Annotated in this window: 19 protein-coding genes; 16 read left to right on the top strand and 3 right to left on the bottom strand. The window is 57.2% G+C overall.

Annotation, left to right across the window (positions count from 1 at the left end; genetic code table 11):
* Positions 1-41 precede the first annotated feature (41 nt).
* From LB564_RS21995 to LB564_RS21935, 13 genes are all read left to right on the top strand, one after another.
* The gene (locus LB564_RS21995) at positions 42-467 is read left to right on the top strand and encodes a hypothetical protein (protein WP_224540919.1); all 426 of its coding nucleotides are present in this window, start codon (positions 42-44) and stop codon (positions 465-467) included.
* On the top strand, positions 355-1,197 hold the full coding sequence (locus tag LB564_RS21990; protein ID WP_224540917.1) for a hypothetical protein: 843 nt from the start codon (positions 355-357) through the stop codon (positions 1,195-1,197). Before LB564_RS21995 ends, LB564_RS21990 begins: the two co-directional genes overlap by 113 nt.
* Positions 1,127-1,615 (top strand): hypothetical protein, encoded by a 489-nt coding sequence (locus LB564_RS21985; protein WP_224540915.1) that lies wholly within the window; start codon positions 1,127-1,129, stop codon positions 1,613-1,615. The genes LB564_RS21990 and LB564_RS21985 overlap by 71 nt, the downstream gene beginning before the upstream one ends.
* The gene (locus LB564_RS21980; protein WP_224540913.1) at positions 1,549-2,952 is read left to right on the top strand and encodes an O-antigen ligase family protein; all 1,404 of its coding nucleotides are present in this window, start codon (positions 1,549-1,551) and stop codon (positions 2,950-2,952) included. Before LB564_RS21985 ends, LB564_RS21980 begins: the two co-directional genes overlap by 67 nt.
* Positions 2,953-3,102: 150 nt before the next feature.
* Positions 3,103-3,984 (top strand): glucose-1-phosphate thymidylyltransferase RfbA, encoded by an 882-nt coding sequence (rfbA, locus tag LB564_RS21975; protein ID WP_224540911.1) that lies wholly within the window; start codon positions 3,103-3,105, stop codon positions 3,982-3,984.
* Entirely contained in the window at positions 3,985-4,539 is a 555-nt protein-coding gene (gene rfbC / locus LB564_RS21970) for a dTDP-4-dehydrorhamnose 3,5-epimerase (protein WP_224540909.1), read from the top strand.
* 29 nt (positions 4,540-4,568) lie between these two features.
* Positions 4,569-5,639: a dTDP-glucose 4,6-dehydratase gene (gene rfbB / locus LB564_RS21965; RefSeq protein ID WP_224540959.1), complete on the top strand. Its 1,071-nt coding sequence runs from the start codon at positions 4,569-4,571 to the stop codon at positions 5,637-5,639.
* On the top strand, positions 5,636-6,544 hold the full coding sequence (gene rfbD / locus LB564_RS21960; RefSeq protein ID WP_224540907.1) for a dTDP-4-dehydrorhamnose reductase: 909 nt from the start codon (positions 5,636-5,638) through the stop codon (positions 6,542-6,544). Before rfbB ends, rfbD begins: the two co-directional genes overlap by 4 nt.
* A 25-nt stretch (positions 6,545-6,569) precedes the next feature.
* The gene (locus LB564_RS21955; RefSeq protein ID WP_224540904.1) at positions 6,570-7,697 is read left to right on the top strand and encodes a DegT/DnrJ/EryC1/StrS family aminotransferase; all 1,128 of its coding nucleotides are present in this window, start codon (positions 6,570-6,572) and stop codon (positions 7,695-7,697) included.
* Positions 7,694-8,197: a GNAT family N-acetyltransferase gene (locus LB564_RS21950; RefSeq protein ID WP_224540902.1), complete on the top strand. Its 504-nt coding sequence runs from the start codon at positions 7,694-7,696 to the stop codon at positions 8,195-8,197. Before LB564_RS21955 ends, LB564_RS21950 begins: the two co-directional genes overlap by 4 nt.
* Positions 8,194-8,991: an ABC transporter permease gene (locus LB564_RS21945; RefSeq protein WP_224540901.1), complete on the top strand. Its 798-nt coding sequence runs from the start codon at positions 8,194-8,196 to the stop codon at positions 8,989-8,991. The genes LB564_RS21950 and LB564_RS21945 overlap by 4 nt, the downstream gene beginning before the upstream one ends.
* Positions 8,988-9,743, top strand: a complete 756-nt coding sequence (locus LB564_RS21940) for an ABC transporter ATP-binding protein (RefSeq protein ID WP_224540898.1) — start codon at positions 8,988-8,990, stop codon at positions 9,741-9,743. The genes LB564_RS21945 and LB564_RS21940 overlap by 4 nt, the downstream gene beginning before the upstream one ends.
* Before the next feature lie 145 nt (positions 9,744-9,888).
* Positions 9,889-11,088 carry a glycosyltransferase gene (locus LB564_RS21935; protein WP_224540896.1) on the top strand — a complete coding sequence of 400 codons (1,200 nt, stop codon included), beginning with the start codon at positions 9,889-9,891 and terminating at the stop codon, positions 11,086-11,088.
* 57 nt (positions 11,089-11,145) lie between these two features.
* Here the strand turns inward: LB564_RS21935 and LB564_RS21930 are convergent, their stop codons facing one another.
* Complete coding sequence (locus tag LB564_RS21930; protein ID WP_224540895.1) at positions 11,146-12,507, bottom strand: glycosyltransferase family 4 protein; 1,362 nt, start codon at positions 12,505-12,507, stop codon at positions 11,146-11,148.
* A gap of 14 nt (positions 12,508-12,521) precedes the next feature.
* Positions 12,522-14,444 (bottom strand): glycosyltransferase, encoded by a 1,923-nt coding sequence (locus LB564_RS21925; RefSeq protein ID WP_224540892.1) that lies wholly within the window; start codon positions 14,442-14,444, stop codon positions 12,522-12,524.
* A gap of 301 nt (positions 14,445-14,745) precedes the next feature.
* On the opposite strand from LB564_RS21925, the gene LB564_RS21920 reads away from it, so the two are divergent.
* The 3 genes from LB564_RS21920 (at position 14,746) to LB564_RS21910 (ending at position 18,514) form a co-directional block, all read left to right on the top strand.
* A complete protein-coding gene (locus tag LB564_RS21920; RefSeq protein WP_224540890.1) occupies positions 14,746-16,734 on the top strand; it encodes a nucleoside-diphosphate sugar epimerase/dehydratase in 1,989 nt (662 codons plus the stop codon).
* A 222-nt stretch (positions 16,735-16,956) separates the two neighbouring features.
* Positions 16,957-17,856, top strand: coding sequence for a glycosyltransferase family 2 protein (locus LB564_RS21915; protein ID WP_411910192.1), 900 nt, complete (start codon positions 16,957-16,959; stop codon positions 17,854-17,856).
* Positions 17,857-17,974: 118 nt separating this feature from the next.
* Positions 17,975-18,514, top strand: a complete 540-nt coding sequence (locus tag LB564_RS21910; protein ID WP_224540958.1) for a sugar transferase — start codon at positions 17,975-17,977, stop codon at positions 18,512-18,514.
* 40 nt (positions 18,515-18,554) lie between these two features.
* On the opposite strand, the gene LB564_RS21905 is transcribed toward LB564_RS21910, so the two are convergent.
* The gene (locus tag LB564_RS21905) at positions 18,555-19,502 is read right to left on the bottom strand and encodes an NAD-dependent epimerase/dehydratase family protein (protein WP_224540885.1); all 948 of its coding nucleotides are present in this window, start codon (positions 19,500-19,502) and stop codon (positions 18,555-18,557) included.
* Positions 19,503-19,510 lie beyond the last annotated feature (8 nt).

The following is a 19,510-nucleotide window of genomic DNA, read 5'->3' as shown; positions in this document are numbered from 1 at the left end:
GGGGACCGCCGAACCCGGCGGACCTGCTCTCTTCGCCGAAAATGGCGCTGATCATCACCAATCTCGGCAAGCGCTTCGATCTGGTCATCATCGATGCGCCGCCGGTCGTCGGCCTTTCGGATGCGCCGATCCTCAGCCGACTTGCCGAAGGCACGTTGATGGTCATTTCCACCAACCAGGTAACCCGCAAATCAGCCAAAACGGCTCTGAAACGACTGCGGACGGCCGGGGCGAATGTCATCGGGGCCGCGATGTCGAAATTCCAGGTGAACAAGTTCGATTACAACTACGCCTACAAATATATGAACTACCAATATTACCAATACGGTACCCCGAAAATTGAGGGCAAAGTCGATGGTGGAGCAGACCAGCCCGCGCATGCAAAGTCTCCTGCGTTCAGGCGTTTGGTTCGTCGCCTCCGTTCTGGTGTTGATGGCTTCGTCGATCGGGCTAAGTCGTCTTCTTGAAACCGCGGCGCCCAGCGTCTCTCTCGCGCTGGATCCGTTGAACGTGGATGCCTTGATAGGCGAAATCACGGGCCAACTGAATCAAACGAACGACCATGCCGACCTCCAAGGGTTGGACGCAAAGGCTCGAAATGCGCTTCGGTTCGATGTCGCGGATGCGCGCCTCTATAGCCTGATCGGTGAGATCAAGTACCGCCAGGGCGAAACGGACCAGGCGTTCGAGCTCTTTGATCGGGCTCGAATGCTGTCCAAGACCGAAATACACGCGTTGCGGAGATCCATCGACCGGTCCGTCGAGGCGGGCGACCTGGTAAGGGCCGTGGTCGAGATCGATATCTTGCTGCGCCGGTGGCCTGATCAGTTTTCGGCCTTGGCTGCCGGCTGGCCGGCTATTCTCTCCAATTCCCGGGGATACGGGGCCGTGCTCGCCGCCATCCGGGCGGAAGCTCCGTGGCGAGGCAAGCTTTTCTCGACCCTTGGCCAGAACCCTCAGGGCTTGGCGGCCGCGAACCAGTTGCTGCTGGATCTCGCGGGGTCGTCGGCGCCTCCAACCTCCAACGAATTGTCGGCCGTGATCGATGGCTATATCAAGCAGAAGCAATATGGCTCGGCCTATCGGCTCTTTCTCTTCAGCCTGTCGGATGAGGAGCGGAAACTGGGTGGGTATATTTTTCAATGGCGGCTTCGAACCGGTCCACAGCGGCAAGCCATTCGACTGGGTGGTACATGACCGCTCGGGTCTGGAGATCACTTTCGCCGGATTGCAGGACGCGGGTGAAAGCGACCGCGGAGCGACGCTTCGATTTCTGAACACGCCCGTCAAGAACGCGGCGCTTCAGCAATTCATCGAACTGCCTCCGGGCTCCTACAGGATTTCCCTGAACGCTTCGGCCACGAACCTCAAGCTGCCAAAGGATTTGTTCTGGTCGCTCAGATGCGTCGACCCATCACGCGAAATGGCGCGCTTCGACATCCCGGAAGGCACCTTCAGCAGGCGAAGCCTGAGCCTCGACTTCACGATTGAACCGGCGGCGTGCCCGATGCAGTTGCTGAGACTGGAAACGGCGGCGATCGCCGAGAGTTGGCGGTTTCGATATGTCGGGACGTTGGTCATGCACAAATTGAGCATCGAAAGAATATCGTCGTGAGGGAACAGTCTCGACGGCCCGCGGAGTGGGACAAATATCTGCTTGGATCTGTCCTCTTTCTGTCCCTGCTGATCGGCGGCGGCACCGCGAGCGGCCTCTACACCGAGACGCTGATCGAGATCGCGGCGATCGTCGCCGCGGCGGTCATTCTCTCGCGACCGGCTCAACAGGCCATTCCTCGCGCTATCTTGTGGTTGCTTGCTCTTGTGGTGGCGGTGTTTTGTTTTCAGCTGATGCCGCTGCCAGCGACCCTGCTCGAGGGTTGGCGGCCCGGCGTGCTGCTTGCGGATCCATGGCTGGATGGCGCGACACGGTGGCGCTTCGTCAGCGTCGGGGTAGGGCGCACCATCGAGTGCATGCTCTATTTCATTGCCGCCGCCGCGTTCTTCCTCGGCGTCCTGCGCCTGCGTGCCGAGCAGGTCCATGGTCTGCTGCCGTTCTTTTTCATGGGAGTGATCTGCAATGGCCTGGCGGCGGCGATCCAGTACTCGCTCTCCGATACCGTTGCCATCGAGGGACTGCTGCCGTTTACGATCAATGCGGGTCTCTTTGCCAATCAGAACCATTTCTCGGCCTTGCTTTTCGTCTCCATCCCCTTCGTCGTTTATTACGGCCTGTTCCGCGGTCACCTCCTGTCAGGAGCGCTCGGATTGGTGACACTCCTGCTGCTTCTTCTGGCCGCCGGCTCGCGGGCCGGCATTCTGATCGGGCTGGCGATCACCGCCATATCCGTCGTCTTCCTGTCGGCCCGCTCCAAGGTTGGTGGCTATGGCATCCTGGCTGTTTTCATCGGTCTTTCGATCTACACGATCGGCGCCTGGGCAAAGATCGATGTGAAAGTCGTCGACCCGGAATTCGGAAGGGCCGAATTCGCTCGAACCACGATTGAGGGAATTGAACAGAATTGGGCCACCGGCGTCGGATTTGGGTCCTTCCAGAAGGTTTATCAGATCTATGAAAAAAGCAGCATGATCTTCAAATCCTATGTAAATCATGCGCACAACGACTATCTGGAACTGGTGCTGGAAGGTGGTGCGCCAGTTACCTTGCTGATGGTTGCCTATACGGTGCTTCTATCGGCATCGTCCTTGAGAATTCGCGGAGAACCGTTGCAGAAGGCCGCTTTTCTGTCGATATCATTTCTGCTCGTTCACTCTCTCGTCGACTACCCCTTGCGTACCGCCGCCCTGGCAATGACGTTCGCCTATTTGAATGCTATTGTGTTTCACGGCGGTTTTGCCAATCGGCTCAACCAGAGGAACGAAATGGCCAGGGCCTCCCGCCATGACGATGACAATCTGCTTGTCCCGGTCAGGGCCTCGGCCTCGACGAGGTAGGATAAGGCGGATTGGGACGGAAGGGCCGGTCGATGGCCCCTATCCGACATTGCCAACGCGTTTGTCCCGTGCCGCATTGACAAGCCAATGCATGAAACCTAAGCACGGGCATTCAGGGCCGGGGGGCTTTGGCATGTCGAGGAGAGCTTCTTGAAAGGAATTATCCTTGCTGGAGGCAGTGGAACGCGTCTTTATCCACTAACATTAGCAGTCTCTAAGCAAATTCTCCCCATCTACGACAAGCCGATGATCTATTATCCGCTGAGCGTGCTGATGCTCGCGGGCATCCGAGAGATTCTGATCATTTCGACGCCGCGTGACCTGCCGGCTTTCCAGGGGTTGCTGGGCGACGGGTCGGATTTCGGGCTGGCGCTGTCTTACGCCGAGCAGCCGCGGCCCAATGGTCTCGCGGAAGCCTTCATCATCGGCCGCGATTTCATCGGCAAGGACAGCGTGTCGATGATCCTGGGCGACAACATTTATTTCGGCGACGGGCTGTCGCAGCTTTGCCGCGCCGCGGCAGCGCGCCAGACAGGCGCTTCGGTGTTCGCCTACCATGTCGAGGATCCCGAACGCTATGGCGTGGTGTCCTTCGACAAGGTGACCGGAACCGCGCTGACGATCGAGGAGAAGCCGCAAAAGCCGAAGTCCAACTGGGCCGTCACCGGGCTCTATTTCTACGACAATGCCGTCGTCGACATCGCCCCGACCATCCGCCCTTCGGCGCGTGGCGAGATCGAGATCACGGCGGTCAACAACGTCTATCTCGAACGCGGCCAGCTCCATGTCCACCGTTTGGGCCGTGGTTATGCCTGGCTTGACACCGGCACGCATGACAGCCTGCACGAGGCCTCTTCCTTCGTGCGCACCATCGAGCATCGCCAGGGCATCAAGGTCGCCTGCCCGGAAGAGATCGCCTTCGAACAGGGCTGGCTGACGGCGGAGATGGTGCTGGAGCGCGCGACCCGCCTGGGCAAGAACGAATACGCCGCCTATCTGCGCCGGCGCGTTGCCGATCTGTCGGAGAGCTAGATGCTGGAGATAAGGTCCCTCGGCATCGACGGGGTGCTGGAAATCGTTCCCAAACGCCACGGCGACGCCCGCGGTTTCTTCATGGAAACCTACAATGCCGAGCGCTTTTCGCAGGCCGCCATCGACCTGGTTTTCGTGCAGGACAATCATTCCTATTCCGCCGCCGCCGGCGTTTTGCGGGGGCTACACTACCAGCTCGCGCCGCGCGCCCAGGATAAGCTGCTGCGGGTCGTCAGAGGCAGCGTTCTCGATGTCGCGGTCGACATCCGCCGCACCTCGAAAACCTTTGGAAAATGGGTCGCACTCGAAGTGTCGGCCGACAAGGGCAACCAGATCCTGGTGCCGAAGGGCTTCGCGCATGGCTTCGTCACGCTCGTGCCCGACACCGAGGTGCTGTACAAGGTGACCGACACTTATTCGCCCGAGCATGACCGGTCGATCCGTTTCGACGATCCCGCCATCGGCATCGAATGGCCGTCGCTGGCCGGCGGGTTCCAGCTTTCCGACAAGGACCTCAAGGCGCCGACGCTGGCCGCGGCCGAGGTGTTCGCCTGATGGAGCGTGTGGTGAATAAGGACGGCGGCTTGAATTTTCTGGTGACGGGCGGTGCCGGCTTCATCGGGTCGGCGGTATGCCGGCATCTGTGCGCCAATCCGGCCTACCGGGTGACCAATCTCGACAAGCTGACCTATGCGGGCAATCTGGCCTCGCTGCGGCCGATCGAGAATGCCCATAATTACAGCTTCGCCCAGGCCGATATCTGCGACGACAGGGCGGTGCTCGATATCCTGCGCCGCCACGACATCGACATCGTCATGAACCTCGCAGCCGAGAGCCATGTCGACCGTTCGATCGATGGACCGGGCGCCTTCATCGAGACCAACATCGTCGGCACCTATAAGATGCTCAATGCCGCGCTGGAATACTGGCGCGGCCTGTCCGACGACAGGAAGAGCCGCTTCCGCTTCCATCACGTCTCCACCGACGAGGTGTTCGGGGACCTGCCTTTCGACGGCGGCATGTTCGTCGAGGAGACGCCCTACGCGCCGTCCTCGCCCTATTCCGCCTCGAAGGCGGCTTCGGACCATCTGGTGCGCGCCTGGCACGAAACCTACGGCCTGCCGGTCGTGCTTTCCAACTGTTCGAACAATTACGGCCCCTATCATTTCCCCGAAAAGCTCATCCCGCTCGTCATCCTCAACGCGCTCGACGAAAAGCAGCTGCCGGTCTATGGCGCCGGCGCCAATGTGCGCGACTGGCTGTTCGTCGAGGATCACGCGCGCGCCCTGGAACTGGTCGCCACCAAGGGGCATCCGGGTGAGAGCTATAATGTCGGCGGCAATTCGGAACGCACCAACCTTGCCGTCGTCGAGACGATCTGCGACCTGCTCGACACCAGGCGTCCGCGCGCCGGCGGCAGGCGCTATCGCGAGCTGATCTCCTTCGTCACCGATCGTCCCGGCCACGACCGCCGCTACGCCATCGACGCCACCAAGATAAGCCGCGAACTCGGCTGGACGCCCAGGGAGAATTTCGACAGCGGCCTTGCCAGGACCGTCGACTGGTTCCTCGACAACGAATGGTGGTGGGGGCCGATCCGCGAACAGCGCTATGCCGGCGAAAGGCTGGGCGAAGCCCGCAAGGTGGGCGCATGAGGCTCCTCGTCACCGGGCGCGACGGCCAGGTCGCGGCGAGCCTGCTGGAAGCCGGCCAGGCGCGCGCCGGCCTGGAGGTCGTCGCCATCGGCCGTCCGCAACTCGACCTCGCGAAACCGGAGACGGTCATCGACGCCATCACCGCCGCAAAGCCCGACATCGTCGTGTCGGCCGCCGCCTATACGGCAGTCGACCAGGCCGAGGACGAATCCGATCTGGCCTTTGCGGTCAACGCGACCGGCGCCGGCAAGGTGGCCGAGGCAGCGGCGCGGCTGGGCGTGCCGGTCATTCATCTCTCGACCGACTATGTCTTCGACGGAACCAGGGCCGGCGCTTATGTCGAGACCGACCCGACGGCGCCGCGTAATACATACGGTGCCTCGAAGCTCGCTGGTGAACAAGCGGTGGCCGCTGCCAATCCGCGTCATCTGATCCTACGCACGGCGTGGGCATACAGCCCGTTCGGCCGGAATTTCGTCAAGACGATGCTGAAGCTTGCCGTCGACAGGGACGAGATCGCCGTCGTGGCTGACCAGTGGGGAAATCCCACTTCAGCGCTTGATATTGCTGACGCAATCTTGCATGCGGCAGCGATGCTGCATCCCAGAACGGGCTTCTCGTCCTTCGGTGTGTACCATTTGGTGGGAACAGGCGAGACCAATTGGAGTGGTTTCGCGCGTCATATCCTGGACACAAGCCGTGTGTTTGGTGGCCCTTGGGCGCGGGTACGGGACATTGCTACAGTGGACTATCCGACCAAGGCGCGCCGCCCCGCCAATTCAACGTTGTCTACGGCGAAGTTCACCGCGACCTGTGGTTGGACGGCGCCCGAATGGCAGCTATCGACAAAAGAAATCGTATCTCGTCTCCTGAACGGTCAGACGGGGCACGCCAGCAACGTGTGAACCGCCAGCGTCATGGAGATTCTTGATGAGCGTTCAATTATTTGTACCGAGTTTCCGCATCGAAGAATGCCTTGCGGGTATCCGTGAGTGCCTGGAAAAAGGATGGACCGGACTAGGCTTCAAGACCGCGGAATTCGAGACGGCGTGGAAGAACTATACGGGTCTCCCACACGCCCATTTTCTGAACTCCAATACGGTTGGGCTTCATCTGGCTTTCCAGTTGTTCAAGTCCAAATATGGATGGGACGATGACAGTGAGGTCATCACCACGCCGTTGACGTTCGTGTCGACAAACCATGCCATTCTATATGCTGGCCTCAAGCCGGTATTCGCCGATGTTGACGAGTATCTCTGCCTTGACCCACAAAGTGTGCTCGAGCGGATCACCGACAAAACGAAAGCACTGATATTCGTCGGCATGGGAGGCAACGTCGGCCAATATCAGAAGATATTGGAGATTTGCCGCGCACGCGACATCAAGCTGGTGCTCGACGCTGCCCACATGTCTGGCACTCGCGTCGACGGCAGGCACATTGGTGGTGACGCCGATGTATCTGTGTTCAGTTTCCAGGCGGTCAAGAATCTTCCAACCGCCGATTCCGGAATGATTTGTTTCAAGGAAGCGGAGGACGATGAGCGCGTCCGCAAGCTGACCTGGCTGGGCATCAACAAGGATACATATGCCCGCACCGCCTCTCAGGGGGCGTACAAATGGATGTATGACGTCGAGGAGATCGGGCATAAATATCACGGCAACTCGATCATGGCGGCCATTGCCATCGTCCAGCTGAAATATCTCGATATCGACAATTCCTTTCGGCGCCAGCTCGCCGTCTGGTACCGACAGCATCTGGATGGGCACAACCATGTCAGCGTCGTACCGACGGCGCGAGGCTGCGAGTCAGCCCAGCATCTTCTGCAGATACGGGTCCAAAACCGCGACAATCTGATGCTTGCCCTCAACGAGCACGGAATCTATCCGGGGGTTCACTATCGCGACAACACCGACTACCGGATGTACGCCTTTGCGGCAGGTACGTGTCCGAATGCGTCGGTGGCAAGCAAGGAAATCATCTCTCTGCCGCTGCATCTTCGCATGAGCAAGGCTGACGTGGATCTGGTTTCAGAGCTGGTTCTCAAATACGCCCAATGAAACCGCAAATCGCCCCTTTTGGAGACGGCACCATTGTCTTGAGGCTGGTGGAGGAGCGGGATCTCAAAACTATCCTCGACTGGCGCAACAGGGATGACGCGCGTGTCTGGTTCAAGACATCCGAGAGGCTCGCTTTTGACCAGCATCTGGCGTGGTACAACAACCATCTCAAAAAGGACGATGATTTGTTCTTCCTGGTGGAGGTGGACGGACACCCGGTCGGTCAATGCGGCATCTATGACATCGATCATGGTGCCGGAAGTGCCGAGATCGGCCGATTTCTCGTTGCACCGGAAATGGCCGGAAAGGGCTACATCACCCGCTCGTGTTCAGAGCTCGTGCGGTTCGCGACAGATATCCTCAAACTGCCCTACGTCTTTCTTGAAGTGATGGAGCACAATACAAAGGCCATTGGCGTCTACATACGGTGCGGCTTCATCGAAGAAAGCCGCTCTAACGGTTTCATCCGCATGAGCTTCACCGGAGGTCGCATGACATGATACCAACGCAGCAACTCTATAATGATGCGCTGGCAGCTCTGAAGCTTTGGCGTGTCTGGATTTTTCTGGGTGTTCAGGACATCAAGGCACGTTTTCGGCGTTCCTTCATCGGGCCGCTGTGGATCCTGTTGAACCTGGCGTTCTTCGTGGGTGGTGCCGGCTTTGTTTATGGCGTCATGTTCGGCCAGCCTATGGCTGATTTTTTGCCTTTTTTGACCGCCGGTTTTGTCATCTGGGGGTTTCTGCTTTCATCGTTCATTGAAGCTGGTGCGGCTTTCGTGGGATCTGAAGGTTATATCAAGCAGTTCTCCTATCCAAAGCAGATATATCTGTTAAGGGCGCTTGTTTCGTATAGTATTGTTTTGCTGATAGGCTTTTTGGCTATCATAATAGTCCAAATCTTCTTCCAAAATTTTCATATCTTAGGATGGATAATGGCCGTTCCTGGTTTGATGTTGCTGTTGGTGGCAGCCCTCGGGCACATTGTGATATCTGCATACGTTGGAACTCGCTTCAGAGATTTGCCATTTGCCCTGGCCGGTATCTTGCAGGTCATTTTTTTTGTAACTCCAATCATGTTTCCGATTAAAGTTCTTCAGGAAAAACATCTCGACTTCGTATACCAATATAACCCTCTGTACTATCTGATAGATATCGTCCGTCATCCCATACTTGAAGGCGGCTTCTCCCCCTTTGAGAATTACGCGTTTGCAGCTATTTACTTATTTGTCCTATGGGTGATTGCGGCCCTTGTTGCTCGCCGTCTAGACAATCGATTGGTTTTCCTGCTTTGACCGAGCTTGCAATTAATCTCGATAGCGTGGGTATCCGCTTTCAGGGGGAACGTGCCAACGGCGGCCTGAAAGATTGGTTCGTCGGCCGGCTGACTGGGCGGAATGTGGGCTCATCCACATATAGCGTGAATGCGCTGCACCAAGTGAACCTGAGAATTGGGAGTGGTGAACGTGTCGGCTTGATTGGCCTCAACGGCGCCGGCAAAAGCACGCTGCTGAAGGTCATGGCGAAGATTTATCCGCCGACGTCCGGTAAGGTCACGGTTCGTGGGCATGTGTGCCCGATGTTCGAGTTCGCGACCGGTTTCGAAATGAACCAGTCCGGCTGGGACAATATTCGCATCCGCGGATTGCTGCTTGGCATGTCGCCTGCCGAAATCGAGGAGAAATTGCCGGAGATCGGGGAGTTCACCGAACTAGGGGAATTCCTGGATTATCCCGTTCGCACCTATTCAGCCGGCATGTTTGTTCGTCTTGCCTTTGCCGTGTCGACCAGCATCAATCCCGAAATTCTGCTGATTGATGAAGTGATGGGTGCTGGCGACATCCGCTTTGCGGAAAAGGCCAAGCGCCGAATGTACGAATTCATGGAGCAGGGAAAGATCCTGGTCTTCGCGAGTCATGACCCGACACTTCTTGGATCGTTCTGTAAGCGAACGATTTGGCTCGATGGGGGCAGTATTCACATGGATGGAGATACGACTGAGATTCTTGAGTGCTATTCGCGGGCCAATTTACCGAGCATATCGTAAGGATTCGATCAGCGCCGCATTAGACAATTTGTGCCGCATTTGCGCGTACTGCAAATCTTGTCGACCGTGAACCTTGATTCGCCAGAAAGTAGGCCGCCCGACAGCCGACCTTGGTGGAAATTAGTGATGAAGTGCGTAAAGCGGAATGCAAGCACTCAAACCAAACGACGGCAGCGTGCCAAGCATGCCTAATATCCTGGTGGTAATCGAAGCGGAAATAGCCACGACTCATCTGATTGCACAGGTCATGGCGGCGTGCCGTGCGTATGGCGTCAACCACAGGGTCCAGTTTCTGGCTGATCTTCAGATCAGCGACATTGCGTCGGACACTATTCCTATGTTTGTGCGATGTGCGGATCCCTTGGTCCTGTCATGGACGCAATTGCTGGTCGATGCGAACATATCGTATGCCTATTACATTGATGACAATTTCTGGCGGATCGCAGGGAGCACTCCGCTCGCGACCTATTATCAGCACCCAATCATCAGAAAGTCGTTGGAGTTTGCGATTTCGCACGCGGATGCCGTGATAGTCAATTCGACCGAACTGGCCAAGTTCATATCTGGTTTTAATGCCAGTATCGCGGTTCTGCCGACGTTCTTTGATTTTTCTCTCATTAAGGGTGTGCAGTCGCCCCCAACGGAAGAAATCCGGATCGGCTTTGCGGGAAGCCCGTCACGAGTTGATGATTTGGATCTGATATCGCCGCTTGTCCAACCGATCCTGGAGAAATACCCGAAGGCAGTCTTCGAATTTGCCGGCGTTCTGCCAAGAGGCATAGCCCCCAGAGAGCGAGTGAGGTTTTTTCCACACACCGGCGACTACAATGCTTACATCAGATTCCAGGCTTCGAGAAATTGGGCTATCGGCCTGGCACCTCTGGTGGATCATGAAGCCAATCGCAGCAAGACCGACAATAAATATCGCGAATATGGCGCCTGTCGAATTGCAGGAATTTACTCTGATATTCCGCCCTATCGCGATGTCGTGAAGGACTCGGTCTCCGGATTGCTGGTTGATGGTGCTCAATCGTCCTGGCTCCAGGCTCTAATAACGCTGCTCGAACATCCCCAGAGGCGGATGAACTTGGCGGACAGCGCTTTTGATGACGTTAAGGCGCGCTATGACGTGTCTCGCGTTTCCGAAGAGTGGGCACGCTTTTTCAAAAAACTCGATAAAGACCGGTCACGAGACATTAAACCTCTCAGAGAGGCTCGGTTGAATTTAAAAAAAATCTGGCGCTGGATTGAGCGCCTAACAATACACCTTGTGGTAGTCTACAACGAGGGGGGGGCTGCATTGGTTATTCGACGAATTGCCAAAAGAATACACTTGTCAGAATAACTTCCTCTTGATCACAATCCCTGTTAACGATGCTTCTCTAAAGAGCGGCTCAAAAAATCAGATGCGTTTCCGAGAGAAAACACCGAGCGACTTTTTAACAGGCCATCGAAGAACCGGATACTTGGTGGCAAATTCCCGTAGGGGCCTTCCTAGCCGCCAATACGCCGAATTCTTTATCTCATTTAACTCATTCCAGGTGGCCTCATCGGTCCGAACAACCGAGCCGGTAGTGGGTAAAATCTCAGAAAGAAGACGAAGATGGTCCAGGTCCGAAAAGGCCTCATCTGAATATTGCGAAAATGACTTTATAGAACCAAAAAGAGTCTCTTCGAATTGTAGGATAGACCTCTTTCCGTCGAAGAAGGTCAATGCCCGATCCCGCCCAGTCGTGCCTATGTACGCGGCTCTCTCTGGATCTTCAAATAACGAGCGTATTTTTGCGGCAAGATCTACATGATCGGCGGGTTTGAACAAGATGCCTGAAACGCCATCCTCAATAACTTCTGGGAGGCCTCCGGCCCGTGAAGCGATGACGGGTGTTCCTGTTGCCATAGATTCTATTGCCACCATCCCGAACGATTCCACGATTGACGGGATAACAGTAGCTAGTGCCTTTCCGAAGCACTCCTGAGGGCGATCCGTCTTCCCGTGAAACACAATCAAATCATCAACTTGAAGCGCTCTCGACAATTCCTGCAGGCTAATCCTAATTGGTCCGTCGCCATAAATATCAAGACCGACTGACAAACCCGACGATTTAAGCAAGGCTATCGCTCGGATCAGAAACTCCGTTCCCTTGTGGGATTCGAGACTCGTCATCGTGCAAATTCTGGATGTTTTGGCATAGGTCGGTTTCGTGGCCGGAACCGATGTCCAGTTGAGAATGGTCTTTGCTTTTTCCCCCGGGACCATCGACTCGAAATATCTCCTGGTCCAATCGGAGCAGCAGATCACGGAACTCGCATTCTTGAGCATAATAGAGTCGAATGTTTGTTTCATAAGATCGTGAGTGCTTGCTGGATCTCCGTCTAAAACACCGTGCACCCACAGGACGTATGGCAGTCCGGCAAGGATTGCACCGATGGCAGGGCAAAGGCCTGTCAATGTATTTACAACAACGACGTCAATTCGCCGCCGCCAATATAGATCGGCATACATACCGGAAACATCTAGAACATATTTTGCATGCTCCGGCGCAAGATGGATCGTCTCGTAAACATACCCTCTGAGCAGCGGAGATCTGTACCATTGAACGTTTCGACTGCTGAGCAGTTTGCCTAGTAAACCGCGGTCAGGATCGGGGATCAGGACGACGGGATTGATCTTACCGCCGTCAGCTAAGCCGAAGGCGAGATTAGCCAGCATTTTCTCTGACCCAGCTGTATAAGGGGAATGAGAAATCAATGCGGCGTTCAGCATTTCTTTAGTTTCCACTATCGTAGCCCGTTAGCGAGGGATTTAATCAGCTCTGCAAATTGAGAAGCCACCACGGATGTGTCATAGTTCGTGGCGATGTCAGTCCTGGCATTTGCGTGCAACTTGGATAGCTTTGCCTTATCCAGAAGAGACGTTATTTTCTTGACCCACTCATTTGGGTTGGAAATGAGAACGCCATTGACTCCATCTTCGATGTGCCAGCTATAGGGTTCGATGTTGGAATATACACCGACTGCACCGGCGGCGGTGATATCGAGATACTTGTTGGGACATTTTGATCGTGAGGTCCGTGTGTCATCTAGGGGGGCCAGCAAGATATCAGGGCTAGCCTCCCTAATCATTTGAGCGTACTGAACATATGGTGCGAGAGAGTGTTCTATAACTCTTGTGCCTTTCAAAAGAGCCCGTTGACTCTGTGAAAGGCTTCCGAATATCAAAATGTCCACGTCACCATGGGTTTCTCCTATTTCAGCCAGAGCTCTGAACGCTTGGTTGTCATATCTTTCCGACCCTGAATACCCAACAACGAACCTTTTTGAAGGTCGTCTTGGCGTATTTTCAAAAAGAGCTAAATCTACACTATTTGGCAGAGTAACAATTTTTTTTGCATAAGGTGCAATATCCTCAGCTAAAAATTTATTGTAGGTGAGTACATAATCTGCGTGCCTGATCCCGAATATGAAATTACGAAAGAAGGGGGTGTTCGGACCGAACACATCACGATACAGATCGGGCCAATCATGTGTGATGGAGATCCAATTATCGTCGATCATATAGACTGACGGCACTCCGAGTTCTTTACACCAGTCGAGAATTTGGCGAACCTGCTCAACTTTACATCTTGACAGAATAACTATATCGCTACTTTCAACATCTTCTCTTGTTACAAGATGATCGAACAAGCTTTTATACGTACCAAAGCCGGTTCCTTCAAGATACTTAAAATATGAATAAAAACACAACCAATTATGGTGATACTCCCAAGGTCCACCGGTAACTGTAACTCGGATAGGTTCGGAATTAGAGGATCGTTCATATCGCGCAAGCGATGGGATGTGCCGCGAAAGGTAGTTGTAGTCATTCGACGGCATATCGTGGATGAAGTTTCGTTCACGTTCATTGATGTCGGGCGCAGATAGGCCGCTGGCCATATATCTGCGGCGCATATCCTCGCTAACGGGGTAAGGTCGTGCGATGAACGGAGTTCTGGTCTCCCTATGTGGACCCTCAATGACTTTTACCAGGCTGATATCTTGGCTACTGGAAAGCCTGATCAGGGCATCCCAGTTGGAGGCTTGCTGGAGGAGTGGAGAAGTATCGAAGCCACCGATTTCATCCAGTGCTGTTGACGAGATGGCTACGTCAGAGAGTTCTAGAAGCGGGCAGTTAAGCATCCATCCGTGTAGTTGAAATTTAGAAGGCTCTCCCGGAAGTCCGAAGCGCCAACTAGAAGAGGGATACGATACCGCGATCGAGTGGCTACCACGGCTAGCGGCTCTACTCGCTTCAACCAATGCTGAGAGACGGCCAGCGTCCGAAGCAAGTTGCGGGCCCAAAAAAATGAGCCGATGGCCGCTGGCGACTTTTCTCCCCGCATTGAGCAGTTCGGCGGGCAATTCGTTGTCGGAAGCCACTTCACAGACGCGAACACGCTGAAAGTAGGCAGGCAGTGACTGGATGCTTGGTGCTGCCTTCCACTGGGGATCGCTGAAAACGACGATCAACTCGACATCATCATCGCTCTTTTTAACAATAGGACGAAGCGTATCCACAATTCGGCTTACAAAACCTCGCCCCGAACTCAAACGTCCTTCTAATATTAGCACAATCGAAAGTGCGCATAGGGTGTCGTTGTCGCTTTCGGCAGCCGGCACTTCCCGTAGCATTCTTGCATCCTCGTTGGGCTGAAACATATTCATCGAGCATTCTTCCGTAAAGGGTGCCCCGCGCGAGCGGGCAGGAATGGATTCGCCGCGATCCTTAAGCGATAAGAGTGGCGACGTCAGCTAGGTGGCCCCCTAAAAGTGCACATTGGGTCTTGATGATCCCTTCAACTGTTCCCCCCAAAAAACATCTGGCTATGCCTCGCACCTCGCAGTATGCGATACAGCACGGTGGGGGCCGGTAATGCTACTTGGAATTGTGCCGGCCACGGATGATGTTCGTGGTCGCTCGCTTTGCTGGTGGTCGTGCCGAAAGCCCGGAGTCTAGTCCCGCCCAATGAATTCCTATCTGGAAGCTGTCTTCGGATTGAGGCCGCAAGTGCGGCGCGCCTTCATCATGGTCCAAGACGTGGTCATGGTCCTGGTCGCTGTGGCGCTCAGCCTTCTCCTGTCGCGGTCCGATCTGTCGTTCGAGGCGCTCTCCAGGCAGGGGCTCGTCACCTGGGCCAGCATCGTGGTCATCAGCCATCTGCTGTTCCGCTATTGCGGCCTCTACACCACGGTCTGGCGCTTCGCCTCGACGCCCGATTTCTTCAACATCCTGAAGAGCTGCACGATCCTGACGTTCGTGCTCTACGCCGTTTCGTTGCTCGTGCGCTTCTTCCAGCCTGTCGCGGGCCTCAATGAGCGCCAGTTCATCGTCTTCTTCCTTGTCTCCTTCACCATCATCTCGGCGCCCCGGCTGTTCTACCGCTTCCTGCGTGACGGCGCGAGCTGGGGCGTCCTGAACGGCAGGGACGACAGGGAACGGGCCAAGCAAGCACTGTTCGTCGGGCGGCTGGGCGAGGCCGACCTCATCATTCGTTTCACGCGTACGGCGGACCCTGCCGACCATACCATCGCCGGCATCATGGCGACCGAGCGCGGCGCGCCGCTGGGCACGCGCATTCAAGGGGTTCCGGTGGTGGCGACCCGGCCGCGCCTGGTCGAGGTCCTGGAGGATTATGCGAGCGGCACCAAGAGCCTCGACCTGCTGATCTTCGGCAGCGGCGCCGAGCATGAGATCGAGGAATATTCCGAACTGGTCCGCGTCGCGCGTCAAGGCGACATAGCGGTCGTGCAATTCTCGGGGCTTTCGCAACTCGGCCAGGAGGGAAAGCTCGTTCTCGATGCCGTCGAGATGGAAACGATCCTGCGCCGCCCCACGGTGCCGTCGGACATCGAGCGCATCGGCGCCTTCGTCGGCGGCAAGCGCGTCCTGGTCACCGGAGGCGCCGGCTCCATCGGGCGGACGCTGGTCAAGCGGTCGCTGGAGTTGGGAGCCGAGGCGGTGCTGGTCGCCGACAATTCCGAATTCGGCATCTTCCAGTTGAGCCAATATGTCGACGAGAAGCACCATGACCGCCTCAAGGTCCGCATCGTCGACGTCGCGGACCGGCGCCAGATGACGCGGGTCGTCACCGAGTTCAAACCAGACATCGTCTTCCATGCCGCGGCGTTGAAGCACGTGCCTCTGCTGGAGGAGAACTGGGAATCGGCCATCCAGACCAATGTCTTCGGCACGCTGGTCTGCGCCGAGGTTGCCGCCAAATGCGGCGTGGCGCAATTTGTCATGGTCTCGAGCGACAAGGCTGTCGATCCGACCTCCGTGCTTGGCATGACCAAGCGGGCCGCCGAACAGATCGTCAGCGCCTTGCATGGCACGCCGGCCGGCGAACCGGGCGGGCGCTGCCCCGCCACCAAGTTCATCGCTGTCCGCTTCGGCAATGTGTTTGGCAGCAACGGCTCGGTGGCGACCATATTCCAGGCGCAGATCGAGGCAGGTGGTCCGGTCACCATAACCGACCGGCGCATGACGCGCTATTTCATGACTGTCGCCGAAGCTGTCGATCTCGTCATCATGTCGGCGGCCGATGCCGCGTCGCGGCCGGCCGACCAGGACTACGCCGTCTACATGCTCGACATGGGCAAGCCCGTGCCGATCCTCGAAGTGGCCGAAACCATGATCCGCATGGCGGGAAAAAGCCCCTATACCGACATTCCAATCCGCTTCACGGGCATCCGTCCGGGTGAAAAGCTGCACGAGACCCTGCACGGCGAAGACGAGGAACTGGTCGAGCTCAGCATTGCCAAGATTTTTGGCCTGAGCACCGATGTCGCGCGGTGGTCGGACGTCCAGGCGGCACTTGCCGCGCTGCAGCAATCCATGAAGACCCAGGACAAGGCGGCTTCGCTCACCATCCTGGCCGATCTCGACCGCGCGACGAAGACAAGGGCGAACGCGCGCCATGACGCGGTCCCGAAGACGGCCGGGCAGGCGAGCTGAAGCGATTCCAGGAAAAGTGCGCAGCGGTTTTCCGTCCGGAATTGCGTGAAGGCAAGAGATGAGCGATTCCAGGAAAAGTGCGCCGCGGTTTTCCGTCCGGAATTGGGTGGAGGCAAGAGATGAGCAATTCCAGGAAGAGTGCGTGTTTCGTGGCTCGCAAAACCTCGTGCGGCAAGGCGTTTGACATCCGTGGGTAAGACATATCCGCGCATTGCGGTGCTGATGGGCACGATGAACGGCGCCGCCTTCATCGACGAGCAGATCCGATCGCTGCTCGCGCAGTCGCATCCGCTGATCGATCTCTGGATATCCGACGACGGCTCCGCCGATGGCACGCCTGCCATCATCGAAGCCTGGAAGCCCCGCTGGACAAAGGGCCGGATCACATTGGTCGATGGGCCAGGGAAAGGTTTTGCCGCCAACTTCCGGTCGATGATCCTCGATCCTCGCATTGACGCTGATTGCTACGCCTTCAGCGATCAGGATGATGTCTGGGAGCCTGACAGGCTTGAAAGCGCCCTTGGCTGGATGCAGGCATTCGACACTGACATTGCGCTGATGAGCTGCTCGCGAACCGCGACCATGACCGAAACCGGCAGGCTGGTTGGCCATTCGCCGCTGTTTAGCCGTCCGCCGTCGTTCCGCAATGCTCTGGTGCAGAGCATCGCCGGCGGCAACACCATGCTGCTCAACCGCGCGGCGCGCGACCTGTTGGCCAGGGCCTCCGCGCACACCGGCTTCGTCAGCCACGATTGGTGGGCTTACCTGATCGTCACCGGTGCGGGCGGCGTCGTCCGCTACGATCCGCGGCCCTTGGTACGCTACCGCCAGCATGCGGCAAATCTGGTGGGCGCCAACGCATCGTGGCAGGCGCGGATTTCGCGGCTCGGTCGCCTGTTCAAGGGCCAGTTCGCGGACTGGACCGATGTCAATCTTGCCGGGCTTGCCGTCAATCGCGATCTCCTGACCCGGGATGCGCTGGCGTGCCTCGACCTGTTCGCAAACGGCAGGCGCGGCGGTCTTTTCCAACGCCTGGGCGCCCTGCGCAAGAGCGGCGTCTATCGACAGACTTTTGCGGGGACCCTTGGGCTTTATCTCGCCTTTGCCCTGGGGCGTATCTGAATATCGGCGACCGCGTGGCGTGCTTGGTCAGGACCGCGACCTCATGCTACGCCGCCCGGATGGATGGGCTGTGTCGCGGTTGCCGCGTAAGCCCTGGCAGGGAGCCCATCGGCCACTCATGAAGACAGCCAAGAAAATCTTCGATCTCGCCGGTGCGGCCGTGCTGCTGGTGGCAACCTCTCCCATTCTATTGCTCGCCATTCTTGCCGTCCGGATATCGTCGCCTGGCCCGGTGATTTTTTCGCAAACGCGGGTTGGCCGGGAAGGGGCGCTCTTTCGCTGCCACAAACTAAGGACGATGTACCAGGGAACGCCATCCTTGCCCTCGCATGAAACACCCGTGAGCGCCGTGACATCGGTTGGAAAGGGCTTGCGGAAATTCAAGCTCGACGAGTTGCCGCAACTCTGGAATGTCCTGCGCGGCGAAATGAGCCTGGTCGGGCCGCGACCCTGCCTGCCGACCCAGACGGAACTGATCGAATGCCGCGGGCGGTTGGGTGTTTTGCAGGCTCTGCCGGGGATGACAGGCTTGGCCCAGATCAGGGGCATCGACATGTCGAACCCGCAACTACTGGCCGAAACCGATGCCACCTATCTCAGGACCGCGTCCTTCTGGCTCGACCTTCGGATTCTGGTTGGAACACTTTATCGCGGCTGAGCAGCCCCGAATTAAAGGCGGAAACCGTTCTTGGATCACGTCAAACAGGAAGTCTTGGCTTCCGGAGCCGCGCTATCTCGGTCAGCCGCTCCAGCGTCTCGGTTTCTGGCGCCCAGCCTTCCGAGGCAAGCAGGGAAGGGTCGCAAATCTGTGTCGCGGTCAGGCTGTCCCAGAACCTTCGCTTGCCAAGCAGAATGGCGGCTGCCCGCATCGGTCCGGCCGGCATTGTCACCAGTCGCGCCGGCCTGTCGAACCCAAGGCGAAAGGCACCGATGATGGTGGCGACGGAAACCGGCGGCACGTCGCTGGCGGTGTAGACCGGACGAAGTGGCTGCTGATGGCAAAGCAGATGCCACACGGCCCGTGCCGCCGATTGCGATGACAGCAGTGAGCGGTTTGCCGTCAGTGCACCCGTCGGCATCGGCAGAGCCGTGTCGGCGAGCCGCATCAGCGTCGCCAGGTTTCCTTTCATGCCGATCCCGTAGACCGGAGGCAGGCGCAATATGACGGCATCGGACCGGCCATGCGAAGCATAGGCGCCCAGCACGGCAATTTCCGCTTCGCGTTTGGAGCGTCCGTAGGCGTCTTGCGGCTCGGGGACCGTTTCTTCGTCGATCATTGCGCTGGCACCCGCGCCGATCACGGCCCGGATCGAGGATAGATGGATAAACCGTCCGCTTGCCTGAGCGGCGGCGGCATGCGCCAGCCGTGCGCTCAATTGCGCATTGGCTGCTCGAAAGTCGGCTTCGGTAGCATTGCCCCGGTCATTGTTCAGACCCGCGCAATGGATGACATCCGTAACATCCCTGGTCAGCGCCAGGAAGGCGGCGGCCGACGCATCGAAGCCGGGCATCGGTATTGCGTCGGAACCCGGATCAAGTCGCTCCGGTTGGCGCGAAGCGACGCGAAGCTCGACACCGGCCTCACGAAGTCGATGGACCACCTGGCGGCCGATGAAGCCCGTCGCGCCCGTAACCAGGACTTTCATTGTCTTTC

The organism is Mesorhizobium sp. ES1-6 (assembly GCF_020164775.1).
Taxonomy (GTDB): Bacteria; Pseudomonadota; Alphaproteobacteria; order Rhizobiales; family Rhizobiaceae; genus Mesorhizobium.
This window is presented reverse-complemented; position numbering and strand designations above follow the sequence as displayed.